The 24,105-nt window shown below is 74.2% G+C and carries 24 protein-coding genes and 1 rRNA gene; 12 read left to right on the plus strand and 13 right to left on the minus strand.

The window, feature by feature from the left end; translation table 11 throughout:
- Positions 1–11: 11 nt before the first annotated feature.
- Complete coding sequence (locus C229_RS0115890; protein ID WP_240487289.1) at positions 12–2,006, plus strand: hypothetical protein; 1,995 nt, start codon at positions 12–14, stop codon at positions 2,004–2,006.
- Positions 2,007–2,013: 7 nt separating this feature from the next.
- Here C229_RS0115890 and thpR read toward each other — a convergent pair whose 3' ends face one another.
- The 3 genes from thpR to C229_RS0115905 all read right to left on the minus strand — a co-directional run bounded on the left by thpR (position 2,014) and on the right by C229_RS0115905 (position 4,336).
- Complete coding sequence (thpR, locus tag C229_RS0115895; protein ID WP_018656067.1) at positions 2,014–2,577, minus strand: RNA 2',3'-cyclic phosphodiesterase; 564 nt, start codon at positions 2,575–2,577, stop codon at positions 2,014–2,016.
- Positions 2,578–2,648: 71 nt separating this feature from the next.
- Positions 2,649–3,881 (minus strand): MFS transporter, encoded by a 1,233-nt coding sequence (locus C229_RS0115900; protein WP_018656068.1) that lies wholly within the window; start codon positions 3,879–3,881, stop codon positions 2,649–2,651.
- A gap of 23 nt (positions 3,882–3,904) precedes the next feature.
- A complete protein-coding gene (locus C229_RS0115905; RefSeq protein ID WP_018656069.1) occupies positions 3,905–4,336 on the minus strand; it encodes a MarR family winged helix-turn-helix transcriptional regulator in 432 nt (143 codons plus the stop codon).
- Between the two features lie 149 nt (positions 4,337–4,485).
- Between C229_RS0115905 and C229_RS0115910 the strand changes: the two genes are divergently transcribed.
- Positions 4,486–4,722 (plus strand): DUF2530 domain-containing protein, encoded by a 237-nt coding sequence (locus tag C229_RS0115910; RefSeq protein ID WP_018656070.1) that lies wholly within the window; start codon positions 4,486–4,488, stop codon positions 4,720–4,722.
- Between the two features lie 20 nt (positions 4,723–4,742).
- On the opposite strand, the gene C229_RS0115915 is transcribed toward C229_RS0115910, so the two are convergent.
- Both C229_RS0115915 and C229_RS0115920 read right to left on the minus strand, forming a co-directional pair.
- Positions 4,743–7,631, minus strand: a complete 2,889-nt coding sequence (locus tag C229_RS0115915) for a sacsin N-terminal ATP-binding-like domain-containing protein (protein ID WP_018656071.1) — start codon at positions 7,629–7,631, stop codon at positions 4,743–4,745.
- Positions 7,628–8,410 carry a DUF3027 domain-containing protein gene (locus tag C229_RS0115920; protein WP_018656072.1) on the minus strand — a complete coding sequence of 261 codons (783 nt, stop codon included), beginning with the start codon at positions 8,408–8,410 and terminating at the stop codon, positions 7,628–7,630. Before C229_RS0115920 ends, C229_RS0115915 begins: the two co-directional genes overlap by 4 nt.
- A 107-nt stretch (positions 8,411–8,517) precedes the next feature.
- On the opposite strand from C229_RS0115920, the gene C229_RS0115925 reads away from it, so the two are divergent.
- A complete protein-coding gene (locus C229_RS0115925) occupies positions 8,518–9,855 on the plus strand; it encodes an MFS transporter (protein WP_155884853.1) in 1,338 nt (445 codons plus the stop codon).
- On the opposite strand, the gene C229_RS0115930 is transcribed toward C229_RS0115925, so the two are convergent.
- Positions 9,852–10,250 carry a cold-shock protein gene (locus C229_RS0115930; RefSeq protein ID WP_026313843.1) on the minus strand — a complete coding sequence of 133 codons (399 nt, stop codon included), beginning with the start codon at positions 10,248–10,250 and terminating at the stop codon, positions 9,852–9,854. The two genes, C229_RS0115925 and C229_RS0115930, sit on opposite strands and share 4 nt — an antisense overlap.
- A gap of 79 nt (positions 10,251–10,329) precedes the next feature.
- A complete protein-coding gene (locus tag C229_RS0115935) occupies positions 10,330–11,007 on the minus strand; it encodes an HAD family hydrolase (protein WP_155884854.1) in 678 nt (225 codons plus the stop codon).
- 162 nt (positions 11,008–11,169) lie between these two features.
- Here C229_RS0115935 and C229_RS32970 point away from each other — a divergent pair, with 162 nt between their 5' ends.
- Positions 11,170–11,703, plus strand: a complete 534-nt coding sequence (locus C229_RS32970; protein WP_018656076.1) for a hypothetical protein — start codon at positions 11,170–11,172, stop codon at positions 11,701–11,703.
- A gap of 2 nt (positions 11,704–11,705) precedes the next feature.
- Here C229_RS32970 and C229_RS0115945 read toward each other — a convergent pair whose 3' ends face one another.
- On the minus strand, positions 11,706–12,131 hold the full coding sequence (locus tag C229_RS0115945; RefSeq protein ID WP_018656077.1) for a hypothetical protein: 426 nt from the start codon (positions 12,129–12,131) through the stop codon (positions 11,706–11,708).
- A 230-nt stretch (positions 12,132–12,361) separates the two neighbouring features.
- Here C229_RS0115945 and C229_RS0115950 point away from each other — a divergent pair, with 230 nt between their 5' ends.
- From C229_RS0115950 to C229_RS0115980, 7 genes are all read left to right on the plus strand, one after another.
- Positions 12,362–12,976: a TetR/AcrR family transcriptional regulator gene (locus tag C229_RS0115950; RefSeq protein ID WP_026313844.1), complete on the plus strand. Its 615-nt coding sequence runs from the start codon at positions 12,362–12,364 to the stop codon at positions 12,974–12,976.
- Between the two features lie 54 nt (positions 12,977–13,030).
- The gene (locus C229_RS0115955) at positions 13,031–15,370 is read left to right on the plus strand and encodes a helicase-associated domain-containing protein (protein WP_018656079.1); all 2,340 of its coding nucleotides are present in this window, start codon (positions 13,031–13,033) and stop codon (positions 15,368–15,370) included.
- A 55-nt stretch (positions 15,371–15,425) separates the two neighbouring features.
- Positions 15,426–15,752 (plus strand): hypothetical protein, encoded by a 327-nt coding sequence (locus tag C229_RS0115960; RefSeq protein WP_018656080.1) that lies wholly within the window; start codon positions 15,426–15,428, stop codon positions 15,750–15,752.
- A 96-nt stretch (positions 15,753–15,848) separates the two neighbouring features.
- Complete coding sequence (locus C229_RS0115965; protein WP_018656082.1) at positions 15,849–16,268, plus strand: YciI family protein; 420 nt, start codon at positions 15,849–15,851, stop codon at positions 16,266–16,268.
- 3 nt (positions 16,269–16,271) lie between these two features.
- Positions 16,272–17,552, plus strand: a complete 1,281-nt coding sequence (locus tag C229_RS0115970; RefSeq protein WP_018656084.1) for an RNA polymerase sigma factor — start codon at positions 16,272–16,274, stop codon at positions 17,550–17,552.
- 108 nt (positions 17,553–17,660) lie between these two features.
- Positions 17,661–19,313 (plus strand): DNA repair helicase XPB, encoded by a 1,653-nt coding sequence (locus tag C229_RS0115975; protein WP_018656085.1) that lies wholly within the window; start codon positions 17,661–17,663, stop codon positions 19,311–19,313.
- Between the two features lie 126 nt (positions 19,314–19,439).
- Positions 19,440–19,985 carry a hemerythrin domain-containing protein gene (locus tag C229_RS0115980; protein ID WP_018656087.1) on the plus strand — a complete coding sequence of 182 codons (546 nt, stop codon included), beginning with the start codon at positions 19,440–19,442 and terminating at the stop codon, positions 19,983–19,985.
- Between the two features lie 42 nt (positions 19,986–20,027).
- On the opposite strand, the gene C229_RS0115985 is transcribed toward C229_RS0115980, so the two are convergent.
- The 3 genes from C229_RS0115985 to C229_RS0115995 are packed head-to-tail and all read right to left on the minus strand — an operon-like array spanning position 20,028 to position 22,407.
- The gene (locus tag C229_RS0115985) at positions 20,028–20,753 is read right to left on the minus strand and encodes a Clp protease N-terminal domain-containing protein (protein ID WP_018656089.1); all 726 of its coding nucleotides are present in this window, start codon (positions 20,751–20,753) and stop codon (positions 20,028–20,030) included.
- 31 nt (positions 20,754–20,784) lie between these two features.
- Complete coding sequence (locus tag C229_RS0115990; RefSeq protein ID WP_018656091.1) at positions 20,785–21,210, minus strand: NUDIX hydrolase; 426 nt, start codon at positions 21,208–21,210, stop codon at positions 20,785–20,787.
- 54 nt (positions 21,211–21,264) lie between these two features.
- The gene (locus C229_RS0115995; RefSeq protein ID WP_018656092.1) at positions 21,265–22,407 is read right to left on the minus strand and encodes an epoxide hydrolase family protein; all 1,143 of its coding nucleotides are present in this window, start codon (positions 22,405–22,407) and stop codon (positions 21,265–21,267) included.
- 209 nt (positions 22,408–22,616) lie between these two features.
- On the opposite strand from C229_RS0115995, the gene C229_RS0116000 reads away from it, so the two are divergent.
- Entirely contained in the window at positions 22,617–22,958 is a 342-nt protein-coding gene (locus C229_RS0116000; protein ID WP_018656093.1) for a hypothetical protein, read from the plus strand.
- A gap of 106 nt (positions 22,959–23,064) precedes the next feature.
- Here the strand turns inward: C229_RS0116000 and C229_RS0116005 are convergent, their stop codons facing one another.
- Together C229_RS0116005 and rrf are read right to left on the minus strand one after the other, a co-directional pair.
- Positions 23,065–23,847, minus strand: a complete 783-nt coding sequence (locus C229_RS0116005) for a DUF899 family protein (protein ID WP_018656094.1) — start codon at positions 23,845–23,847, stop codon at positions 23,065–23,067.
- Positions 23,848–23,986: 139 nt separating this feature from the next.
- Positions 23,987–24,103, minus strand: a 5S ribosomal RNA gene (gene rrf / locus C229_RS0116010).
- Positions 24,104–24,105: the final 2 nt, after the last annotated feature.

The raw sequence follows: 24,105 nt of genomic DNA on the forward strand, positions 1-24,105 counted from the left end.
AACATGTGAGGATGCCGACTGTGGAGCATGAGCTGGCGGGCCTGCACGGCTCGGGCGGACGGTGGCGTCCGGTCGGGGCGGGGCCGTTCGCGCTGCTGGCGGTGGCGCTCGCGCTGTCGCCCATCCGGCCGGTGTGGCTGTGGGCGGCGCTGATCGCCGTCGCCGTCGCGCTGCCGTGGGGCCTCGCCGCGATCGTCGGAGCGCGGGTGCGGCCGTACTGGCGGCTCTCGCCCGCCGGGCTGGAACGCGTCCCCGCGCGGGGCCCCGGCGAGATCCGCTACGCGCGCTCGCGCATCGAGCAGCTCGCGCTGACCACGGCCGACGACGGGCTCACCGTCGTCCACAAGTTCGGCCGCACCCCCGCCGGGACGCTGCGCTCGCTGGGCATGGAGCCGCTGGCGCTGTTCGTGACGGCGCGGCGGCTCGGCATCCCCGTCCAGGTCCTCGACGGCGAGACCGCCGACCTGCTCGACCCCGCCGTCGACGACCCGCCGCCCACCGGGCGCGGCGAGGTCGCGGTGTCGCTCGGCCCGCTGCCGCCCGACCACGCCGTCGAACAGCGGCTCCTCGACCAGGAGGCGCGGCTGCTGGAGGCCGCCCACTCCCCCGGCGCGGCCGACGCGCCGCCCGGCGGCAAGGTGCGGCTGTCCTCGCCGTCGCCGCTGCCCGGCGGACGCCGCGCCGCGCTGCTCGGGCTCGTCGTCGCGTCGCTGGGCGTGGCGATGGTCGTGCGGATCGCCGCCGAGGACGCCACCGACTTCGGCGCCCGCCTCGCCGCGGGCTGCTGGGCGCTCGCCGCCATCCTCGGCGTGCTCGTGGCGCGGCGGCGGGTGCTGGCGACCGGGCGGGTGCACTGGACGATCACCGCCGACGGGCTGTCGGTGCGGACCCGTCCCGGGCCGCGCGCGCCCGTCGAACTGCCCGCCGCGCGGGTCGCGGCGCTCGTCGTCGGGCCCGGCCTGCGACTGGACGCGCTGACCGGCCAGCCGCGCCCCGCCGACCCGGCCGTCCTGGTGTTCGGGCACCGGCTCGAACTGCTCGCCCGGCTCCCCGCGCACGGCCTGGACGCGTTCCAGCTCGTGCACGCCCTCGACGACCACGGCTACCACGTCGTGACGCCCGGCGCGCCCGCGCCGCGCACCCCCGAGTACGGGCTGGAGGGGCTGCCGGAGATCTTCGCGCAGGTGCCCGGCGGGCGGCTCGTCGTCGCCGATGACGGCCTGGGCTGGGCCGACGCGGCGGGCGACGTCGTGCTGCGGATGCCGCCCGACCGCGTCGGCGGCATCGAGCTGCTGACCATCGCGGGCCACGCCTGGGTGCGGCTCTACGACGCCGACGGCGACGAGTTCTTCGCCGCGCCGCTGTCCGCGCTGCGCATCCCGCGCACCGAGCTGCGCGAGGCGGCGAAGGCCGCCGGGCTGCCCGTCACCGACGCCGAGTACGACGCGTACCTGAACGCCGCGTTCCACTCGGCCGTCGCCGGGTTCACCGAGCCGGAGCAGCCGCGCCTGTCGCCGTCCCTGACGGCCCCCGGCGTCACCCTGGACGCGACGCGCCGCTCCCGCGCGGCGGCCTACGTCGCCTCGGTGCTGCTCGGCCAGATCATCGCGCTGGCCGGGGCGCTGTGGGCCGGTCCCTACCTGGGCGGCTTCTCGCTGACGGCGAGCTGGGCCGTCCCGGCGGGACTGCTGGCGAGCGTCGCGGGCGCCTGGCTCTACGACCGCAACCGCGCGCAGCTCCGCGTGTCGTCGGCGGGCGTCGCCGTCGTCACCCGGCGGGGCCGCCTGGAATGGGACGTCACCCGCGACCGCGTCGGCGGCGTCGGCATCGACGACTCCACCGACCGCCTCCCCCGCCTCGTCGTGTGGGGTCCGTCGGGCCGCGTGCTGCGCCAGGTCGGCTTCCCGCCCGACCTCATCGCGTTGCGCCGCGCCTGCGAGAAGCACGGCCTCCCCTGGGGCCCGCCGGACGCGACCCGCCCCGCTCCCCCGCCGCCCGAACTCTGACGCCCGTTCAGCGCAGCGACCAGGTCTTCAGGGTCTCGTAGTCCGGCTGGGCGTGGGCCTCGGTGGGCGGGTGGCTGCGGACGAGCGTGACCGCGTCGGCGTGCCACGGCGCGGACGCGAACGTCGTCAAAGGCTCCAGCAGGCGGCGGACGTCGATCGGCGAGCGCGTGCGCGCCAGCGTCACGTGCGGGCGGTACATGCGGTGCGTGTCGATGGGCAGGCCGGCGCGGCGGCCCGCCGCGTTCGTCGCGGCGGCGAGGCCCGCCAGGGCGCGGCGGTCGCCATAGACGCCCGTCCAGACGACGCGGGCGTGCTGCCCGCCGAGCGGGAACGCGCCGCCGCCGACGAGCGCCAGGCGCATCCGGTCATGCCGGGCGATGGCGCGTTCCAAGCGGGGCAGCAGGCGGTCGAACGTGAGGTCGTCGACGTCACCGAGGAACGTGAGCGTCACGTGCAGCAGGTCGCGGCGGACCCAGCGCAGGCCCGGCCACGCGGCGCGGAACGGGTCGATGAACGCGTCCAGACCGTCCAGGACCTCGGGGGGCGGCAGCAACGCCACGAACAGCCTCATCGGGGCACCACCCCTCCAGACTCGCAGCCGGAACGCCCCTTGTCCACGCGGAACGCCCGGTCAACCGGCGGTCAAGATCCTGTTGCGGGCGCCGGGCGCAGCACGCCCCGGACGGCGCCGCGCGGCGCCATGATCGCCGCGACCGTCAGCGTCGCCGCCAGCGCCACCGCCCCGCCGAGCACCAGCGACAGGCGCGGCCCGAAGTGCGACGCCATCCACCCGACGACCGGCGCGCCCAGCGGATTCGTCCCCATGAACACGAACATGTAGAGGCCCATCACGCGGCCCCGGAACTCCGGCGCCGCGCCGAGCTGCATGCTCGCGTTCGCCGCCGTCGTGAACGTCATCAGCGCGATGCCCGTCGGGACGAGCAGCGCCAGGAACGACCAGTACGTCGGCATCACGCCGGTGACCATCTCCAGCACGCCGAACACCGCCGCCGCGCCGAGCAGCAGCCGCAGCCGGGGCCGCGCCACCCGGCGCGCCGCCAGCAGCGCGCCGGTCAGCGCGCCGACCGCGAGCATGCTGGACGCCAGCCCGAACGACGACGCGCCCGTGTGGAACACCTCGCGGGCCACCAGCGCGATCGTGATCTGGAAGTTCATCCCGAACGTCGCGACGAACCCGACGAGGACCAGCGTCATCAGCAGGTCGCGGCGCCCGGCCACGTACCGCAGGCCGTCGCGGAGCTGGCCCTTGGCGCGCTTGACCGGTTCGGACGGGTTCAGCTCGTCCGGCCGCATCCGGTACAGCCCGTACAGGACGGCCGCGAACGACGCCGCGTTGACGAGGAACACCGGTCCCGTCCCGATCGCGGCGATGAGGACGCCCGCGACGGCCGGGCCGATCATCCGGGCGCCGTTGAACGTGGCGCTGTTCAGCGCGATCGCGTTGGGCAGGTCGTCGCGGCCCACCATCTCCACGACGAACGCCTGCCGCACCGGGTTGTCGACGACGGTGGCGAGGCCGAGCCCGAACGCCAGCACGTACACGTGCCAGACCTGCGCCGCGCCCGTGACCGTCAGGACGCCCAGGACCAGCGCGAGCAGCCCCATCGACACCTGCGTGATCATCAGCAGCCGGCGCTTGTCGTACCGGTCGGCGATGACGCCGCCCCACAGGCCGAACAGCAGCAGCGGGAGGAACTGGAGCGCCGTCGTGATGCCGAGCGCGATGCCGCCGTTCGTCGCGAGCTGGAGGACGAGCCAGTCCTGCGCGACGCGCTGCATCCACGTGCCGGTGTTGGAGACGACCTGGCCGAGCGCGAACCTGCGGTAGTTCGGGACGCGCAGCGAGCGGAACATGCCGCCGCGCTTCGTCGTCTCGGTCAGGCTTTGCTGAGCTTGTCCAGGATCGGTGCCGCGCGGCGCAGCGTCTCCCGCTCCTGCGGGGTGAGCTGGGCGAGCTGCCGGGCCAGCCACGCCTCCTTGCGGCGGCGCTGCGCCGCCAGCAGCGTCTCGGCCGCCTCGGTCGGGGTGATCACGACCTGGCGTCCGTCCGTCGGGTGCGGGGCCCGCGTCACCAGCCCGCGTTCCTCCAGGTGCGCGATCACGCGCGTCATCGACGGGGGCTGCACCTTCTCGTGGTCCGCCAGCTCTCGCGGGGTCATCCCCCGGTGCTGCTGGAGCGCCGCGAGCGCGGCGAACTGCGTGAGGGAGAGTGAGCCGCCGTCGTCGTCCTCGGACGGCCGGAGCGTGCGCAGCCGCCGGGAGAGCCGCGCGATCGAGATGCGCAGCTCCTCGGCCAGGGCGGGAGGCATGGTGGGAGTCCTTCGCAGAAGTCATTGCTTTTGCTAACGAACGACGGCGGGCCCGTATTCCGGCCCCGCCCGCCCGCGACGAACGTCGTCCCGATCATCGCGGCCCCCATGGTGCCACGCCCCGACCGCACGGCCGATAACCTGGCCGTATGAAAAAGGCGCGCCTCCCCGACCCGCCACCCCTCCCGACCAACGACGTCCGCATAGCCCAGGTGGGCACGGCAGCCTGGGCGATAGCCCTACTGGTCCTCCTGATCATCGACCTCCCCACCCCGGACCGCTGGTGGCTGGCCGTCTGCACCATGGGCACGACCATCGGCCTCTTCGCCATGTGGTACGTCCCCCGCCTCCAGTCCCACCGCTCCCCCCACACCCAAGAGGACTGACAACCCGCGACCCGCAGCGGCTACGGCTCCAGGTCTGATTCGGTGAGGAGGGTGGGGAGGGTTGTGGGGGCTGTTAGGGCGGCGGTGAGGAGGTGGCGGAGGTGCCAGGTTTCGGTGGTCCAGGTGAGGGCTCGGGCGAGGCCGGACGGGGTTGTGGCGTGGAGGTCTGAGTCGGTGGTCCACCAGTCGACTGGGGTTTGGTCGACGGTGAGGTGTTCGTGGTGGATGTAGGTGCTTGGGGCGTTCGGGAGTAGGGCGTGGGCTTGGGTGGGGACTTCGGTTTTCTTGCCCTCCGAGGTGACGGTGCCTTCGATCTCGTCCGAGGCCAGGGGGAGGTCGAGGGTTTCGGCCAGGGCCTCGGCCTCCGGGTAGGACGCGACGATCAGGGGCTGGCCCGTCAGGAGGGGGATCAGGGCCGGGTGGTCGAGGATGAGGGCGTCTGAGGCGTCCACGATCTCTGGCGTGCCGTCTACCAGGGCGCGGACGTGGGTGGGTGGGGGCACGTCGCGGCCGGCGAGGGCCGTCCACAGCGGGGACAGGTGGTCGCGGGGGACGGTGCGGGACGGGTCGGCCAGGCGGGCGAGGAGTTCGGCGGGGCCGTCCGGGTCGTCCAGGAGGGCCGCGAGGGTGGTGCGGACGCCGAGGGCCGCGAGCAGGCGCGGGTCCAGGTCGGCGGGGGCCGGGTCGTAGAGGCCCGCCAGGTCGCTGTCGGGCAGCCGGTACTCGCCGGGGCGGCGGCCGTCCAGGACGGGACGGGCGCGCAGCCACCACGCCGTGTACGACGCGACGGTGGCGCGGCGGCCGTCCTGCGTGACGTGCACGGGGTCGAGGACGGCGGCGCGGTGCGGGGGCGCGGCGAGCAGGCGGAGGGCGGCGGGCCAGTCGTCGACCAGCTCCAGGTCGCGGACGGCGGTGAACTCGGGGACGAGCGGCGGCAGCGCGCCGGGGCCGAGACGGTCGAGGACGTGGTCGGCCCAGCGGTCCTCGTCGTCCAGGTCGAGGCCGGTGTCGCCGTCGGCGACGCCGATGAGGTCGACGTCCTCGGCGGTGACGAGGGCGAAGCCGTCCAGGACGCCGGCGGCGGTGAGGGTCGCGGCGCCCCAGCGGTCCAGGACGTCGGCGGACACGACGCCGAACGGGGCGTCGTCGGCCATGACGTCGCGCAGCGGGCTGCCGGGCAGCAGGAGTTCGCCCGCCGGGTAGAGGTCGCCGTCGTCGGCTTCGAGGGGCAGGTCGGCTAGCCAGGGCAGGTCGCCGGGGTCGAGGCGCGCGGCGGCGACGAGGCCGAGGACGGCGGCGGTGATCTCGCCGGGGTCGTCGGCGTCGAAGGCGTTCTCGACGGCGGCGCGGACGGCGGGGTCGGCCAGGACCTCGCGCGGCCCGGCCTCGACGGCGCCGAGGCGGAGCAGCAGCGGATGCGCGGCGGCGGGATCGACGAAGCGGAGCCCGAGGACGTCGAGACCCGCCGGGTCGACGTGGTCCGCGATGAGCAGGCCGCGCGGGCCGCGCGTCAGGCGGCCGGACGCCAGCGGCACCGGCAGCGCGCCGAGCGCGTCGGACGGGGCGCCGCGCAGCGTCTCGTACAGCGTCGTCCACCAGGCGGGGTCGCGTTCCAGCGCGGCGAGGGCGTCGACGACGTCGGCCAGTTCGAGGCGGCGGACACCGAGGACGGCCAGCGCCGGGTGCCGCGCGGGCCACGCGGACGGCAGCAGCCCCGGGACGACGTCCTCCCCGAGCAGGTCGATGAGCGGGGCGGGTCCGTCGATGGCGGTGGCGTCGCGTCCGCGCGTGCCGCCGGGGAGCAGCGGCGCGTCGGGCAGCCGGTCGCGGACGGTGCTGCGGATCGCGGCGTCCAGCTCGCCCGCGCCGACCGGGCCCGGGACCAGGTCGAGCAGTGCGGGGGTGGACGGCGTCGCGCGCAGCAGGCGGACATAGAGGTCGGCGGCGCGGTCCGCGAGGAAGTCGGTGAGCGGACCGGCGGCGATGTGGCGCCGGTCGGGCGCCAGGGGGAACGAGCCGATGAGGAGCGCGGGGAAGTCGAGGCGCTCGTCGCTGGGGGTCGGGGCGTGGAGGACGGGCGGGGCGTCGCCCGGGCGGGGCAGGGCCCAGCGGAGGGACCACTGCGGGCGGGCGCGTTCCTCGACGGGGCGGTCGGCGAGCAGGCCGGGCGGGATCGTGCCGTGGTCTTCGACGGTTCGGGCGTCGCCGGGGGTGATGACGCGTGTTGCGTCGGGTGTGACGATTTCGACGGCTTCGAGCGCGGGGAGGGCGAGCAACAGCGCGGGGCCGAGGTCGTCGAGCTGGCGGGTGACGGAAGCTGCGGCGGCGGCGTCGCGGAAGGGGAGGCGGACGAGGGTGGTGTAGCCGGGCGGGACGGTGCCTTCGGCCGGGAAGGGGAGGCGGAGCAGGGGGACGTGTTCGTCGCGGCGGGTCAGTTCTTCGGCGAGGGCGGGTTGTTGAGTGACGAGGTGGCGGGCGTCGGCCCGGGACCAGCGGACACCGGGGGAAGCACCGACCCCATCGACCGAAACAATCGACGGCTCATCGCTAACGGAGACAACGGCGGCGAACCCCACCCCGAACCGCCCGACCGCAGCACCATCCCCCCGCTTGTCCGAAGCGCGCAACGTGGACAGCGCCTCCACCCCGGCAGCCGTCAACGCCGCCCCCGTGTTCGCGGCCGTCAGCTCCCCGGCCGACAGCGTGAACCGCACGAACCCCGGAACACCACCGCGCACCGCCGCATCCGCCGCGTTCTGCGCGAGCTCGATCACCACCCGATCCCGGTATCCCCCGAGCGCGTGGTCTTCCTCGGTGTTGGCGTCCTCACGGAACCGAGCCGGAGAATCGGCCCAGGCGCGCAGCACCCGGGCACGGAGCGCGCCCGTGCCGAACGGGTCGCCGGTCACCCTTCGTCGGCGGGCATCAGCTCGTAGCCCAGTTCGTCGATGATGGGCGGCCCATGCTCGGCCGCGCCGGGAATGGACACCGCCTCGGAGTGCGCGCCGCATCCGTGGTCGGCCGAGACGACGCGGCCGTCGTCGGGCGCGTACTCATTGGCGCAGACGCCGAAGATCTGCCGCAATTCGCCCGCCAGCAGCCAGAAGAACCCGCACGTCGAGCACTGCGCGGGCGCCGACTGCGCGAGCGGCGACGCGGGCCCGGCCGGGCCGTCGTACCAGCGCTCGACGGCCTCGTCCCGCCCTTCCGCCGACAGCACGCGGACGCGCCCGAGCCCGAGCTCCCAGGACGTCTGGAAGTCGGAGTCGTCGTCGGTGCCGGTGTAGCCGGGCGCGAGCCGGACGTCGTCGGACGCGGTGGGCAGCAGGTCGCCGGGGCCGAGGTCGCCGGGCCGCAGCCGCTCCAGCCACGGAATCCACGGTGGCGCGAGGACGGCGTCGTCGCCGGGCAGCAGCACGCATTCGTCGACCGTGACGTTCTTCGCGCGCGCCGCGCGCACCACGGTGACGGCCCAGTACCACCCCTCGTAGGCGGGGTCGACGCACGCGAACCCGTGGGTGACGACCCGGTCGCCCTCGGCGCGCAGCCCCAGATGCTCCCCCACCTCCGACGGCCAGGCCGTGTCTTCGGCGGCGTCCAGGGCGAGGTCGACGGCCGCCGCGCAGGCCGGGTCGACGGCGGGTGTGCGGGTACGACGTGCGGACGTGGACTGCGGCAGTGGGCTCACACCTCAATTCTCACCCATCGGAACAAGTGACCGCGCACTCGGGTCGTGCCTCGAAGGGTGATCCGCCCGCCGAAAGGGGAACGTAATGTCGTCAAGAGGGGGCCGGGATGGCGATTCGCGAGCGTGCGACGGGTGTGGGGCGCGCGTTCGGCGTGCCGTTCCGCCGGGCGGGGCGGCTGTCGCGGCACCTCACGCACCGCGGCGACGCGGGCCGCAGCGGGCTCGGCACGCTGGTGGAGACGACGGCGCTGAACTCGGCGGGCGACGCGCTCGTCACGGTCGCGCTGGCGGGCACCCTGTTCTTCGGCCTGGACGTCGCGCAGGCGCGCGGCCAGGTCGCCCTGTACCTGCTCGTCACGATGGCCCCGTTCGCCCTGGTCGCTCCGCTCATCGGCCCTCTGCTCGACCGGATGCGGCACGTCCGCCGCTACGCGATGTCCACGACGTTCGCCGCGCGCGGCCTGCTGTGCTGGGGCATGGCCGCCGCCGTCGTGCACGGCGACCAGGTGACGTTCCTGCCCGCCGCGTTCGGCGTGCTGGTGCTGTCCAAGGCGTACGGGGTGCTGCGCGCCGCCGTGACGCCGCGCGTGCTGCCGCGTGAGACGACGCTCGTCACCGCCAACGCCCGCGCGACGTTCGCCGGGCTGATCACGGCGGCGGTCGTCGTGCCGCTCGGCGCGGGCCTGGCCGCCGTCGCGGACGGCGCGTGGGTGCTGCGCGTCGCGACCGCCGTGTTCTTCGTCGGCGTCCTGTTCACGCTGCGGCTCCCCGCCCACACCGACGTGCCGGACGCCGACGAGGCGCCCGCCGAGGGCGCCGACGGCGCGCCGCGCGGCCACTGGCGGACGCTGGCGCGGGTCGGCCCGGCCGTCTCCGAGGCGCTGTACGCGAGCCTGGCGCTGCGCGCCTTCTCCGGATTCCTCATCCTCTATCTGGCGTTCCTGCTGCGCCAGCACAGCCTGGCCCCGGCGTCGGGCGACGTCGCGCTGGCGCTGCTGGCGGCGGCGGGCGGCGCGGGCGGCCTGGCGGGGACGGCGCTGGGCGCGGCGATGAAGGCGCGGGCGCCGCGCGTGCTGGTGTTCGCGACGCTGACGCTGGTGACGGCCGCCGCCGGGGTCGCGGCCGTCCTGTTCGGGCTGTGGACGGCGCTGCTGGTCGCGGCGGCGGCCGGGATCGGCCAGTCGCTCGGCAAGCTGTCGATCGACGCGATCGTGCAGCGCGACATCGGTGACGAGGTCCGGTCCTCGACGTTCGCCGTGTCGGAGACGCTGCACCAGCTCGGCTGGGTCCTCGGCGGAATGCTCGGGCTCGGCCTGTCGATCGTGGCGGGCGGCCGGGTGGCGCTCGCCGTCGTCGGCGCCGCCCTGGCCGCGACCCTGGTGACGCTGCTGATCCGCGCGGCGCCGCTGCGGCGCGCCCCGAAGACCGCGGAGACGGCGGGCTAGGGCGCCGCCAGGTCGTCCGCGACGGCGCGCAGGACGGTGGCGATCTTTTTGGCCTCGGCGGGGGCGGGGTGCTTGCCGCGCCGGTAGGTCTCGGAGACGACGTCCAGGAGCTTGATGAGGTCTTCGGTGATGAGGACCATCTCGTCGGGCTTCTTGCGGCGCTGCTTGGCGACGGTCTGCTCGACCGACGGCAGCGTCTCCAGCGCTCGCAGCGACAGCGCCTGCTGCCCGCGCCGCCCCTCGACGACCCCGAACTCGACCCGCTGCCCCTGCTTCAGCGTCGTCACCCCGGCGGGCAGCGCCGTGGAGTGCACGAACACCTCGCCGCCGTCGTCACGGGTGAGAAAGCCGAACCCCTTGTCGGCGTCGTACCACTTCACCTTGCCAGTGGGCACGGGAGACCTCGTCAAATTCTCGTCTGGATCGGCCTTGCAGATTACCTCTCCGCACCGCGCGACCGCTTACCCATTTCTCCTACCCCGAGCCCTCTGACGGAAAAGACCGCATCGCCGGATCGGTCACGAAGGCGTCCAGCCAGGTGGGGAATTCGCGGAGGTCCGCGAGGACGACGTCGGCGCCGTGGGCGGTGAGCTCCGCCGCCGGGAAGGGCCCGGTGGCGACGGCGACGGCCAGCGCTCCGGCGGCGCGGGCGGCGGCGATGTCGGCGGTGTGGTCACCGATGTAGGCGGAGGCGCCGTGGGCGCGCAGCGCGGTGCCCTTGTCGGCGCCGAACAGGCCGCCGACGACCGCGTCGACCGGCAGGCCGAGGAAGCGGACGGTCCGCTCGGTGTCGGCCTGGTTCTTGCCCGACACGACGACGGCCCGTCCCCCGGCCGCGCGGACGCGGTCCACGGCCTCGGCGGCGCCCGGCATCATCAGCGTCGCGGGGATCGCGACGTCCGGGTAGATCGCCCGGTACCGGTCGACCATGGCCGGAACGCGCTCGGGCGGGTACCAGTAGGCCATCTCGACCTCCAGCGGCGGGCCGATGCGCGTCTGCACCAGCGCGGTGTCGATCGCGACGCCCGTCTCGGCGGCCAGCACCTCGTAGACGGCGGCGATCGCGGCGCGGGTGTCGGCGAGCGTCAGGTCCAGGTCGAAGCCCACGGCCCAGCCCGCCGGCGAGAAACTCTGCGGAACATGGTCGAGCACGATCCACAGGGTAAAGGAGGGTTATGGCAGAGTCGCCGGAATATCCCGCCCCCCGGGAGCGCCGGTGCTCGGCCGCCCAGTACGGCAGACCCCCGGCACCCCACCGGACGGACCGCGCGCGGCAGCGGCCCGCCGACGCCCCGAACGCGAAGGAAACGCACCATGGCCGAACGTTCCGACCCCTCCCGTGACACCCCGGCCGACGACGCCCCGGACCGCCCCAGCGGCGCCGTGTCCACCGACAAGCCGGTCGCCTCCGCCGCCGCGCACGACACCGCTCCCGGCCGCGAGCCCGACGACACCCGCACCGGCCACGACCGCGACACCGACACCCGCACCGGCGACACCCGCGCCACCGGCACTCGCACCGCCGCCCGCTCGCAGCGCCGCGAGTCCCGGGCGCGCGACGTCCGCCGCCGCGTGGTGCGCGCCATCGCGACGATCGTGTCGGTGCTGACGACGTTCGCCGTCCTCGTGCTGGCCGCGCACATCGTGTTCGTCGCGTTCGAGGCCAACCCCGGCAACGACCTCGTCGCCCAGATCGGCGAGTGGGCCTACGACCTGTGCGGCATCTTCCGCGACATGTTCCAGCCGTCCGACCCCAAGATCGAGGTCGCGGTGAATTACGGTCTGGCCGCGCTCGCCTACCTCATCGTGGGCCGCGCGGTCGTCGGCGTCCTGCGGCGGCTCGCCTGACGTCAGCCGGAATGCCCGGGGAACCGGACGGTCGTGAACGGCCACGCGGTCGTCACCCACTGCCGGACGAACTCCTCCACCTCGGCCTCCAGCCCGCGCGGGGCGCCGTCGCGGACCCAGAAGACGACGACGGCGTCGCACTCGCCGTCGTCGCACGGCGCGACCTGGATGCGGCCGTACTGGTGGAGTTCGTCGGGCGTGGTGACGACGTAGCTGAACGACCGCCGCAACTGCGCTTCCTTCTGCATCCACGCGACGTCGATGAGGGCCTGTTCCAGGGTGAACTCGCCGTCGGGCCAGCCCCACTCGGGCCCGAACCGGCCGCGTAGCCGGTCGAGACTGCCGTGCACGGCGCCGTAGTCCTTGACGACGTCGTGCACGGTGATGGGGCGAATCCGGAACCGCAGCCCGGCGACGAGCGTCGGCACGACGAAATCCTCCGGAAGGAAGCCCGCCCGGCTCCCGGTCCGCGCAGCCACAGGCATTCGGTCCCTCTCCGCTCGCCGGCCCGCCTCCGCCCCCGGCGGGAAGGTCAGCACTGTAGTCCCCGCCCGCCGCAGAGCGAGCGAGATCACGAATTCGGGCACGCCCTAACGCGCGGCACGGCGACGCCGCCGCCCGCCGATGCCTTAGTGTTCTTGCGGAGGAACACACAACGATGACGACTTCTACGCGCGAGCGGATCGTGGCCGAGTCGCTGCGCCTTTTCGCCGAGCGCGGCTACGCCGCCACTTCGGTCGCCGAGATCGAGGCGGCGTCCGGCCTGTCCCCGGGCGCGGGCGGCCTTTACCGGCATTTCCGGTCCAAGGAGGAGGTGCTGGCCTCCGCGATCCGCGAGCACATCGAGCGGACGAGCCGCCAGATCTCCGAGGTGCTGGCCCAGGCCGCCGTCTTCGAAGACCGCCCCCTGCACGTCCGGCTCAAGATGACGTGCCACGCGGGCCTGGCCAAGATGCGCGAGGAACAGGACCTCATCCGCGTCCTCTTCCGCGACCTCGACCAGTTCCCGCACCTCGTCGCGGAAATGCGCGAGGGCATCGTGAACCCGCTCTACGACGGCATCGCGGCCTGGCTCTCGGCGCAGCCCGAGTTCGCCGGGTCCGAGGAGGACTGGCCCGCCGTCGCGTCCATCCTCGGCGGCGCCGTCGTGAACTACTGGCTCGCCAACGAGTCGATGTACGAGCCGCCCACCCGCATCGACGAGAAGCGCTTCGTCGAGAGCTGGGCGCGGCTCGGCCTCGGCCTCGTCGGCCTGGAGCAGCGCATCTCGTGACGCGCCTCAAGCCTGCGCGCGGACGCGTGCCGGGGCTTGACTAGTCTGGAGGGAATGGACAGCTATGCGGACTGGCTGCGCGCGCGTGATGACGCCGCGTTGCGCACGCTGCTGTCCGCCCGGCCGGAGCTGATCAGTCCCGTACCGGCCGATCTGACCGCGCTGGCCGCCCGCGCGGCGACGCCGACGACGGTCGCCCGCGCCCTGGACCGGCTCGACCGGTTCACGCTCGCGGTGCTGGAGGCCGTCCTCGCGCTGCCCGACCCGTCGCCGCGCACGGTCGCGGCCGGGCTCGGCGCGACGCTTGCGCAGGTGAAGCCCGCACTGGCGCTGCTGCGCGAGCAGGCGCTCGTCTGGGGCGAGCCGGGTCCGTGCCCGGCGCCGGGCGTCCGGCAGGCGCTGCCGCAGCCCGCCGGGCTCGGCCCGCCGATCGCGGAGGCGTTCGCGGGCTACACCGCCGACCGGCTCGCCGGGCTCGTCACCGACCTGGGCGACGAGCCGCCGCGCGGCTTCACCGACGCCGCCGCCCTGCGCGCCCGCCTCGCCGCGCGCCTGGCCGACCCCGAACCGCTCATCGACGACGCCGGGCCCGAGGCCCGCGCCGCCCTCGACCAGCTCGCCTGGGGCCCGCCGACCGGACGCGTCGCGGACGCCCGCCGCCCCGTCCGCATCGACACCGCGTCGTCGCCCGTCGAACGGCTCCTCGCGCGCGGCCTGCTCGCCGCCGAGGACGACCGCACCGTCACCCTCCCCCGCGAGATCGGCCTGCACCTGCGCGGCGGACGCGTCGTCCGCGACGTCACCCCGGCGCCGCCGCCGCTCGGTGAGCCCGGCCCCGCCGACGCCGGACGCGTCGTCCAAGCCGCCGCCGGAGAGGCGTACACGGCGGTGCGGATGGTCGCGGACCTGCTGGAACGCTGGGGCCTGGAGCCCGTCCCGGTGCTGCGCAGCGGCGGCCTGGCCGTCCGCGACCTGCGCGCCGCCGCGCTCCACCTCGACGTCGAGGAGTGGCACGCCGCGCTGCTCGCGGAGATCGCCTACGCCGCCGGGCTCCTCACCCGCAGCGGCGACCTGGACGGCGAATGGGTGCCGACCCCCGCCTACGACCTGTGGCTCATGCGCGACATCGCGGGCCGCTGGCGCGAGCTGGCGCGCGGCTGGCTGCGCAGCGAACGCGCCCCCGGCCTGTCCGGCGAACGCGACGAACGCGACCGGCTCGTCAACGCGCTCAGCGAGGCCGTCGTGCGCGGCGGCGCCCCCGACGTGCGACGCGCCGTGCTGGACGTCCTCGCCGACGCCCCGCCCGGCCTCGCCGCCGGACCCGGCGCCGTCCGCGCCCGGCTGGCGTGGCGGCGTCCCCGCCGCAGCGGGCCGTTCCGCGACCGCATGATCGACTGGACGCTCCGCGAGGCCGCCGTCCTCGGCGTCACCGGCTACGGCGAGCTGTCGCCGTTCGGGCGGGCGCTGCTGGCGGGCGACGACCCCGAACCGCTGCTCGACAAGCACCTGCCCGCGCCCGTCGACCGCATCCTCATCCAGGCCGACCTGACGGCCGTCGCACCCGGCCCGCTGGTCACCGAACTCGGCCGCGAGATGGCGCTGGCCGCCGACGTCGAGTCCACCGGCGCCGCGACCGTCTACCGGTTCACCCCGACGTCGGTGCGGCGGGCGCTGGACGCGGGCCGCACCGCGTCCGACCTGGTCGACCTGCTCGGCCGGCACTCCGCGACGCCGCTGCCGCAGCCGCTCACCTACCTCATCGAGGACGTCGCCCGGCGGCACGGGCAGCTCCGCGTCGGGTCGCTGACGTCCTACGCCCGCACCGACACCCCGGCGACGCTGGACGAGATCCTCGCGGACCGCCGGTCCGAGGCGCTGCGCCTGTTCCGGCTGGCGCCGAACGTGCTGGCGTCGTCGCTGGGCCGCACCGACCTGCTGGACGGGCTGCGCGCGATGGGCCTGGCCCCGGTCGCGGAGGCCCCCGGCGGCGGCGTGATCATCACTCGGCGGGACGCGCACCGCGCCGAGCCCGCGCCGACCGCCGAGATCGTCCGGCGGCGTCCGGGCGGACCCGCCGACGACATGATGATCGGCGCGGCCGTCCGGGCGCTGCGCGCGGGCGACGAGGCCGCCGCGTACGGGGCGGCGCAGGCGCCGTCCGGCGAGCCGCCGCGCTCCCCCGCGATGGCGACGGTCGAGCGGCTGCGCGTCGCCGTGGAACGCGGCAGCCGCGTGTGGATCGGGTACCTCGACCAGCAGGGGCAGGCGTCGAGCCGCATCGTGGAGCCCGTCCGGGTCGACGGCGGCTTCCTCACCGGCTACGACGCGACGCGCGCGGCCGTCCACCGGTTCGCGCTGCACCGCATCACCGGCGTGTCCGAACTGTCGGACTGACGGCGCCGTCTCACGTATCACCGTCGTCCCGCCCGCTACCCCCATGGAGCTCCCCATGAGCGGCCCGCCCCCCGGCTGGCAGAACCCGCACGACCCCTACGGGCAGTACCCGGGCCATCCGCCCCCGGCGTCGTCGTCGGCGCGGCCCTCGACGATCGCGGCGCTCGTCGTGTCGGCCGTGTCGCTGGCGATGTGCTGCAACGTGTTCGCGATCGGGTCGCTGGTGACGTCGGCGCTGGCGCTCTCGCGGTCGTCCACCGACCCGTCGTCGGCGCGGTCGCTGACGCGGTGGAGCTGGGTCATCCTGGCCGTGTCGTTCGTCCTCGGCGTGGCGTTCGTCGCCGTCATGGCCACGCTCGACTATTACGGCTACATCGACTGAGAAAAACTTCTCACACGGTGTCGATCCCGGCCGCGTCCCGTTCGACCTCGGGGGGAGAGGGTCCACAAAGGACCCGCACACGGCAGGGAGCCGACGATGAAGTACATGCTGATCATGCGCGCGACGGACGAGGCGTACGCGAGGATGGCCGAGACCGACATGAACACGATGCTGGAGCGGGTGGGCCGGTTCAACGACGAGCTGATGCGCGCCGGCGTCCTGCTCGCCGCCGAGGGCCTGGAGGACCCGGCCGAGGGCGTCGTCGTCGACCACTCCGCCGAGCCGCCCATCGTCACCGACGGCCCCTACGGCGAGACCAAGGAGCTGTTCGGCGGCTTCTACATCCTCAACGTGGCGTCCAAGGAGGAGGCCGTCGAGTGGGCGCGGCGCCTCCCGGCGTCCGGGGCCGGGTTCAAGACCGAGATCCGCCGCGTCCCCACGATCGACGAGTTCCCGCAGGACAACGAGTACATCCGCCGGGAGCGGGACTGGCGCGAGGCCACCGGGCAGCTCTGAGCGATGACGTCCGCATCCTCGGGCCGGGAGGCCGTCGCCGCCGTGTGGCGCATCGAGTCGGCGCGGATCGTCGGCGCGCTCGCCCGCTACACCGGCGACGTCTCCCTCGCCGAGGACCTGGCGCAGGAGGCGCTGGCCGAGGCGCTGGTGACGTGGCCGCGCGACGGCGTGCCCCGCCACCCGGCGGGCTGGCTGCTGACCGTCGGCCGCCGCCGCGCCATCGACGCGTTCCGCCGCCGCTCCGCCCTGGACGACCGGTACGCCGCCTTCGCCCGCGACCTGGGCGAGGGCGGCGCCGCCACGGGCGGCCCGCCGCCCGGCCCGTCCGCCGACCTGCCCTGGGACCCGGACGCGATCGACGACGACGTGCTCGCGCTCATGTTCGTCGCCTGCCACCCCGCGCTGTCGCGCGAGGCGCGGGTGGCGCTGACGCTGCGCGTCGTCGGCGGCCTGTCCAGCGACGAGATCGCGCGGGCGTTCCTCGTCCCGACCGCGACGGTGCAGGCCCGCATCACCCGGGCGAAGAAGACGCTCGCGGCGGCCCGCGTCCCGTTCGCGGTGCCGCCCGCGGCGGAACGTCCGGCCCGGTTGGGTTCGGTGCTGAACGTCCTGTACGTGATCTTCACGGAGGGTTCGACGGCCAGCTCCGGCGACGCCCTCATCCGCGTCGACCTCGCGGGCGAGGCCACCCGCCTCGCCCGCGTCCTGGCCCGCCTCGTCCCCGAGTCAGCGGAGACCCACGGCCTGCTGGCCCTGCTGGAACTGACGTCGGCCCGCTTCCCGGCCCGGCTGGCGCCCGACGGAACCCCCGTCCTCCTGCACGACCAGGACCGCCGCCGCTGGGACCACGCGGCCATCACCCGAGGCCGCGCCGCCCTGACCCGAGCCACCCACACCGCCCCGGGCCTCGGCCCCTACGCCCTCCAGGCGTCCATAGCCGAATGCCACGCCCTGGCCCCCTCGGTAGAAGCAACCGACTGGCCCCGCATAGTCCGCCTCTACGAGGCCCTGAACCACCTGACCCCGTCCCCGGTCGTCACCCTCAACCACGCGGTAGCCCTGTCGATGTCCGAAGGGCCGGCAACCGCCCTCCCCCTCGTAGAAGCCCTCATCCGCGACGACGCCCTCCCCACGTCCCACCACCTCCCCGCCGTCCACGCCGAACTCCTCACCCGCCTCGACCGCCCGACCGAGGCCCGCGCCGCCCTCGAACGCGCCCTCGCCCGCTGCCACAACGAACCCGAACGCGTCCTGCTGCGCGACCGCCTCGGCGCGCTGCGGTAACGGGAAGACTCGGGCGGGTTCTGCTGTTGGACGTATGCGGGTTGCGGCGCCGGGTAGCGTGCGTGTTCCCGTCCTCTCTTTACGGCTCCGGGTGGAGGGTGCTGCCACGTGACCGATGGACCGCTGATCGTCCAGTCCGACAAGACGCTGCTGCTGGAGGTCGACCACGCGCTCGCGGGCGAGTGCCGCAAGGACATCGCGCCGTTCGCGGAGTTGGAGCGCGCCCCCGAGCACATCCACACCTACCGGGTGACGCCGCTCGCGCTGTGGAACGCGCGGGCCGCCGGGCACGACGCCGAGCAGGTCGTCGACACGCTGATCAAGTACTCCCGGTACCCCGTGCCGCACGCGCTGCTCGTCGACGTGGCGGACACGATGGCCCGGTACGGGCGGCTGCGGCTGGAGAAGCACCCCGCGCACGGGCTCGTGCTCGTCTCGTCCGACCGGTCGGTGCTGGAGGAGGTGCTGCGCGCCAAGAAGGTCAAGGGAATGATCGGGGACCGGCACGGCGACGACACCGTCGCCGTCCACCCCAGCGAGCGCGGCGCCCTCAAGCAGGCGCTGCTCAAGCTCGGCTGGCCCGCCGAGGACCAGGCCGGATACGTCGACGGCGAAGCCCACCCCATCGACCTCGCGCAGGACGGCTGGGAGCTGCGCTCCTACCAGCGCGACGCCGCCGACGCGTTCTGGCACGGCGGGTCCGGCGTCGTCGTGCTGCCGTGCGGGTCGGGCAAGACGATCGTCGGCGCGGCGGCCATGGCGCACGCCCGCGCCACGACGCTGATCCTCGTCACCAACACCGTGTCGGCGCACCAGTGGAAGCAGGAACTGATCCGCCGCACGTCGCTGACCGAGGACGAGATCGGCGAGTACAGCGGCTCCAAGAAGGAGATCCGCCCCGTCACGATCGCGACGTACCAGATCATGACGACGCGCCGGAAGGGCGCCTACCAGCACCTCGAATTGTTCGACGCCCGCGACTGGGGCCTCGTCGTCTACGACGAGGTGCACCTGCTGCCCGCGCCGATCTTCCGCATGACGGCCGACCTCCAGGCCCGCCGCCGCCTCGGCCTCACCGCGACGCTCGTCCGCGAGGACGACCGCGAGGGCGACGTCTTCTCCCTCATCGGCCCCAAGCGCTACGACGCGCCGTGGAAGGACATGGAGTCGCAGGGCTGGATCGCCCCCGCCGACTGCGTCGAGGTCCGCGTGACGCTCACCGACGCCGAACGCCTCGCCTACGCGACGGCCGAGCCCGAGGAGCGCTACCGCTACTGCGCGACGACCGACACCAAGACCCGCCTGGTCGAAACCCTGGTGAAGCGGCACGAAGGCGAACAGATCCTCGTCATCGGCCAGTACATCGACCAACTGGACGACCTCGGCATCCTGCTGGACGCACCCGTCATCAAGGGTGAGACGCGCATCAAGGAACGCGAACGGCTCTTCGCCGCGTTCCGGGCGGGCGAGGTCAAGGTGCTGGTCGTGTCGAAGGTCGCGAACTTCTCCATCGACCTGCCCGAGGCGACCGTCGCGATCCAGGTGTCGGGCGCCTACGGCTCCCGCCAGGAGGAGGCGCAGCGCCTCGGCCGGCTGCTGCGGCCCAAGGCGTCCGGCGCGGGCGCCCGCTTCTACGCGGTCGTCGCCCGCGACACCCTCGACCAGGACTACGCCGCCCACCGCCAGCGCTTCCTGGCCGAACAGGGCTACGCCTACCGCATCGCCGACGCCGACGCGGTCCTGTCCGGCGGGGAGATCTGACCCCCGGAGCGTTAGGGTTTTCGCAGGTCACGCGGTGAGCATGGTTCTCCGTGGTGCCGCGCGTGTTTCCCGGCGCCGCCGGGGCATACCTGTGCACTTCACGCGAAGCCCACCGAGGGAGACGGTATGAGCGAGAACGACGTCATCGACCTGCTGACGCGGCGTCACGCCGAGATCCAGGACGCGTTCACCGACGTGCAGTCCTCCACCGGCGGCGACCGGCAGCGGGCGTTCGACCGGCTGCGGCGCCTGCTCGCCGTCCACGAGACGGCCGAGGAGGAGGTCGTCCACCCCTACGCCCGCCGCGTCGCCGACGACGGTAAGGCCACGGTCGACGCCCGGCTGGCCGAGGAACGGTCCGCCAAGGAGATCCTCGCCGCCCTGGACGCGCTCGGCCCCGACGGCCCCGGCTTCATGGAACGCCTGCACGAGCTGCGCGCCGCCGTCACCGAGCACGCCCGGCACGAGGAGGACGAGGAGTTCCCCCGCCTGCGCGCCGCGACGACCCCGGAAGAACGCCGCGCGCTGGCCGCCGCGGTACGCGCGGCCGAGGCGACGGCGCCCACACGCCCGCACCCGGGCGTGGAATCCGGCGTGGCGAACCTCGTCGCGGGCCCCGTGGCCTCGGTCATCGACCGCACCAAGGACGCCCTCCGCGCCCGCCGAGCCTGACGCCCGGCCCCGCCGCGCCCGTGCACGGCGGGGCCAGGACGTTCAAGCGTCCTCGGCCTCCTGGGCGCGGGCGTGTTCCCGGGCCAGGGCGGCCACGGTCTCGACGATGTAGTCCTCGGCGGTGCTCTTGTCGAGGCCGACGCCGTGCAGGGGGCCGTCGCCGTTCTCCTGTTCGAGGAGGGCGAGCAGGACGTGCTCGGTGCCGACGTAGTTGTGGCCGAGCCGCAGGGCCTCGCGGAAGGTCAGTTCCAGGGCCTTGCGGGCGTCCGCGTCGTAGGGGACGAGGTCGGGCACGTCGTCGTCGGCGGCGGGCAGGGTCGGCACGACCGCCTGGCGGACGGCGTCCAGCAGCACGTCCTGCGCGCGGATCGCCCGGCCGGCGATGGCGTCGGGCTCGGACAGCAGGCCGAGCACGAGATGGCCGGGGGTGATCACGGCGTTCCCGGCGGCGCGGGCCTCGGTCTGCGCGGCCATCACGGTCGCGCGGGCGCGCGGCGTGAACCGGCTGAACCCCTGCTGCGGGTCCAGGTCGGGCTTGGCCACGAACCGCTTCTGGGCGGCCTGCTTGCTGACGCCCATGCTCGTGCCGATCTCCGTCCAGGACGCGCCGGAGCGACGCGCCTGGTCGACGAAGTGCCCGATGAGGTGATCAGCGACCTCGCCGAGGTGTTCGGCGGCGAGGACGGCGTCGCTGAGCTGGTCGAGCGGGTCGGTGCGGGCCTTCTTGACGGCGGCGATGAGGTCATCGAGACGTACGTTGGAGGTCATGCGTCAACTCTAGGTTGACGATGGCAGATCGTCAACCCATGGTTGACGACCATCCCGCCGTGGCCAGCGGCTCCCCCCGCACGTACGCCGCGACCCCCGCCGCCGCGCACGGCAGCAGCCGCCGCGGCGGCTCCAGCGGATCGGCCCAGCACGCCGAGACCGGCTCACCCGACCAGAGCCCGCCCGCGAAGAACACCGCCACCCGGGCGTCGTCGGCCTCGCGCTGGTGGACCACCGACACCAGCCGCAGGTCGTCCGGCTCGACGCGGACGCCGAGCGGCCCGCAGACGTCGCGGACGGCGGTCAGGTCCAGGCGGCGGCCCCGCCCGAGCGGCCCGGACGGGGCGCGCAGCCAGCCGTCGTACGGACCGGTGTCGCGATGTTCCAGCAGCAGGATCTCGTCGCCGCGCTCAAGGATGACGTGGACCTCGACGGGGGTACGGTAACGCTCGGTCATGGAGCCTCACCCTAACGAGTCAAGCCGCGCGCCACCGGGCTTACCGGCCGGTCGTCACCGCAGGTCGCGGAAGAACGTCCGGACGTCGGACACGAGCAGGTCCGGAGCCTGGAGTGAGGCGAAATGCCCGCCGGTGTCGTAGGTCGACCAGTGCGTGACGTCGTTGCTGATCTCGGCGAGCGCGCGGATCGCCCGGTCACCGTAGAAGTTCGCGACGCCCGTCGGCACCCCGGACGGCTCCGGCCGCGATCCCCACGTCTCCTCGCCCGCGTCCGCGTACAGCCGCGCCGCCGAACCCGCCGTGCCCGTCAGCCAGAAGATCGTCGCGTCGGTGAGGACCGCGTCGCGCGACGGCGGCGTGTGGCCGGTGCTCGTCGGGTCGAAGTCGACGAACCACTCCAGGTTCCAGGCGAGCTGGCCCGCCGGAGAGTCGTTGAGCGCGTACGCGAGCGTCTGCGGACGGGTCGCGTGCTGCATCGCGTACGCCGACCGGCCCTGCCACCAGTACCCGTTCTCCTCCGCCCGCGCCCGGTCGGCCTCGTCCAGCGCATCCTCGTCGCCCGGGCCGGTGGGGACGGCCGCGTCCGCCAGCGCGTTGACGTGCACGCCGACGACCCGCTCCGGCGCGAGCCGTCCGAGCGCCGGGCCGACGATGCTGCCGAAGTCGCCGCCCTGCGACCCGTACCGCTCGTACCCGAGACCGTCCATCAGCGCGGCCCACGCGCGGGCGATCCGGTCGGTGCCCCACCCGCGCTCGGCGGTCGGCCCCGAGAACGCGAACCCGGGCACCGACGGCGCCACCACGTGGAACGCGTCGCGCGGGTCGCCGCCGTGGGCGCGCGGGTCGGTGAGCGGCCCGAGGATGTCGAGGAAGTCGGCTACGGTGCTCGGCCAGCCGTGCGTCAGGACCAGCGGCAGCGCGTCCGGCTCGGGCGACCGCGCGTGCAGGAAGTGGACGTTCTGCCCGTCGATCGTCGTGGTGAACTGCGGCACCTCGTTCAGCCGGGCCTCCTGCGCCCGCCAGTCGTACCCGCTCCGCCAGTACTCGACCAGCTCGGTGAGATACGACTCCTCGACGCCGTAGTCCCACTCGGCACCGGGCACCTGCCCGGGCCACCTGGTGGCGGCCAGCCGGGCGTTCAGTTCGTCCAGATCGGCCTGCGGAATGTCCACGCGGAACGGCTTCGGTGTGTTCATGTCCCCATGCTCACGCGCGTAGCGGTCTGTTCACGTCCGCCACTCGCCGGACGGTCGAACGATGTCCGCTCGCCGCCGTCCCGGCCGCGCCGCCGGGACGTCCCATGCGGGGGCTCGCACGGCGAGGACGCTCGTCACAGGCGGCCGGGACGTGCGTGGCGGCATGCTGGGGACCGCCCGGCAAGGGGCACCGACGACGAGGAGGACGTATGAACGCGGCGAGTGCGGGTCGGACGCGGTGGACGCAGCGGGTCGGGGGCGTCCTGGCCGCCGCGGTGCTCGGGAGCGGCGGCTTCGCCGCACTGGGGGCGCCGGCCGCGCAGGCGCAGCCGTCCGGGTGCACGTTCAGCTGGATCGGTGGGTTCTCGGTGCGCTGCGAGCAGGGTGACGGTCGCTACCGCGCCAAGATGACGTGCAGCCGCACCGGCGTCTGGCCCCAACCGAAGTCGACCGTCTACGGAGACTGGGCCACCGCCGGACCCGGCAGCGTCGCGAAGGGGTGGTGCCCCGCGCCCTGGTACCCGCTCAGCGGAGGCGTCGACTTCGAGTGACCGCGCAGGACGTGCGGAAACGCGAATGGCCCCACCCGTCACGGGTGGGGCCATTCTGTAGTGAGCCCGGGGGCGGCGGCGAGCACTCGATCGGGTGACGGCGCGGTCAGTGAGAATCGTCCTGGCGGCCGAGGGTCTGGGCGGGGGCCGCGTCGGGGCGGGTCCACTGGGGGACGGGGCGGCTGGTGGGGCCCCAGGTGGCGTGGCCGGTGGCGTCGGAGCGCCAGTACCAGCAGGGGTGGTCGCCCTCGGGGCGGCCGGCGGGATTGTCCTCCCAGGCTTCGGCGCGGCCGTAGGGGGTCATGTCGAGGAGGCCGAAGGTGCCGTTGGCGGGCTCGATGCCGCGGCCGGTGGTGGAGTAGGTGAGGAAGGTGCGGTCGCCGTCGCGGAGGAAGGACGTCAGGTCGCCCATGGTGCCGCCGACGGGCGCGTCCAGGCCGCGCACCGAGTACCAGGGCTGCGTGTAGCCCATGAAGTCGACGAAGGACGCCACTTCCGGCCACCGGCCCGAGGTAACGATCGCGAAGGAGACGCCGCGCGCGTTGAGGTAAAGGGCGTCCCTCAGGTTCCAGGCCACAGTGGTGCAGCCTTCGCACTGGCCCTGGTGGGGGGCGCCGTCGTGCCACATGTGCTTGTAGACGATCAGCTCGTCGCGTCCCTGGAACAGGTCGAGGAACGGCACCGGGCCCTGCGGGCCGACGACCTCGACCGACCCGTCGAACTCCACCATCGGCAGCCGGCGGCGAGCCGCCGCGATCGCATCGCCTTCCCTGGTGTGCGCCTTCTCCCGGGTCAGCAGTTCGTCCCGCTGCGCCTGCCAGGTGGCCAGATCGACGACGGGCGGGCGGCCGGGCGGCTCCGCCGCCGTAGGGTCCGGGGTGGTCGTCATGACGTCCTCCGCTGAGTCTCGTGCCGGGCAGTGCTCTGCGACGGTCACCAGAACAGACCTGTACCCCGTGCGGGACTCATCGCATCCCCCGGAAATGCGGAAGGCCCCACCCGTCACGGGTGGGGCCTTCCTAAAGTAAGTCCGGCGGTGTCCTACTCTCCCACACAGTCTCCCATGCAGTACCATCGGCGCTGAAAGGCTTAACTTCCGGGTTCGGGATGGGACCGGGTGTTTCCCTTTCGCCAAAACCACCGAACG

The organism is Actinomadura flavalba DSM 45200 (genome assembly GCF_000374305.1).
GTDB lineage: Bacteria > Actinomycetota > Actinomycetes > Streptosporangiales > Streptosporangiaceae > Spirillospora > Spirillospora flavalba.

What these genes read in the sequence shown, in the direction of transcription:
- C229_RS0115890 (WP_240487289.1), top strand. Translation starts at nt 12, where the DNA reads ATGCCGACTGTGGAGCATGAGCTGGCGGGCCTGCACGGCTCGGGCGGA.
- thpR (WP_018656067.1), bottom strand. Translation starts at nt 2,577, where the DNA reads ATGAGGCTGTTCGTGGCGTTGCTGCCGCCCCCCGAGGTCCTGGACGGT.
- C229_RS0115900 (WP_018656068.1), bottom strand. Translation starts at nt 3,881, where the DNA reads ATGTTCCGCTCGCTGCGCGTCCCGAACTACCGCAGGTTCGCGCTCGGC.
- C229_RS0115905 (WP_018656069.1), bottom strand. Translation starts at nt 4,336, where the DNA reads ATGCCTCCCGCCCTGGCCGAGGAGCTGCGCATCTCGATCGCGCGGCTC.
- C229_RS0115910 (WP_018656070.1), top strand. Translation starts at nt 4,486, where the DNA reads ATGAAAAAGGCGCGCCTCCCCGACCCGCCACCCCTCCCGACCAACGAC.
- C229_RS0115925 (WP_155884853.1), top strand. Translation starts at nt 8,518, where the DNA reads ATGGCGATTCGCGAGCGTGCGACGGGTGTGGGGCGCGCGTTCGGCGTG.
- C229_RS32970 (WP_018656076.1), top strand. Translation starts at nt 11,170, where the DNA reads ATGGCCGAACGTTCCGACCCCTCCCGTGACACCCCGGCCGACGACGCC.
- C229_RS0115950 (WP_026313844.1), top strand. Translation starts at nt 12,362, where the DNA reads ATGACGACTTCTACGCGCGAGCGGATCGTGGCCGAGTCGCTGCGCCTT.
- C229_RS0115955 (WP_018656079.1), top strand. Translation starts at nt 13,031, where the DNA reads ATGGACAGCTATGCGGACTGGCTGCGCGCGCGTGATGACGCCGCGTTG.
- C229_RS0115960 (WP_018656080.1), top strand. Translation starts at nt 15,426, where the DNA reads ATGAGCGGCCCGCCCCCCGGCTGGCAGAACCCGCACGACCCCTACGGG.
- C229_RS0115965 (WP_018656082.1), top strand. Translation starts at nt 15,849, where the DNA reads ATGAAGTACATGCTGATCATGCGCGCGACGGACGAGGCGTACGCGAGG.
- C229_RS0115970 (WP_018656084.1), top strand. Translation starts at nt 16,272, where the DNA reads ATGACGTCCGCATCCTCGGGCCGGGAGGCCGTCGCCGCCGTGTGGCGC.
- C229_RS0115980 (WP_018656087.1), top strand. Translation starts at nt 19,440, where the DNA reads ATGAGCGAGAACGACGTCATCGACCTGCTGACGCGGCGTCACGCCGAG.
- C229_RS0115985 (WP_018656089.1), bottom strand. Translation starts at nt 20,753, where the DNA reads ATGACCTCCAACGTACGTCTCGATGACCTCATCGCCGCCGTCAAGAAG.
- C229_RS0115990 (WP_018656091.1), bottom strand. Translation starts at nt 21,210, where the DNA reads ATGACCGAGCGTTACCGTACCCCCGTCGAGGTCCACGTCATCCTTGAG.
- C229_RS0115995 (WP_018656092.1), bottom strand. Translation starts at nt 22,407, where the DNA reads ATGAACACACCGAAGCCGTTCCGCGTGGACATTCCGCAGGCCGATCTG.
- C229_RS0116000 (WP_018656093.1), top strand. Translation starts at nt 22,617, where the DNA reads ATGAACGCGGCGAGTGCGGGTCGGACGCGGTGGACGCAGCGGGTCGGG.
- C229_RS0116005 (WP_018656094.1), bottom strand. Translation starts at nt 23,847, where the DNA reads ATGACGACCACCCCGGACCCTACGGCGGCGGAGCCGCCCGGCCGCCCG.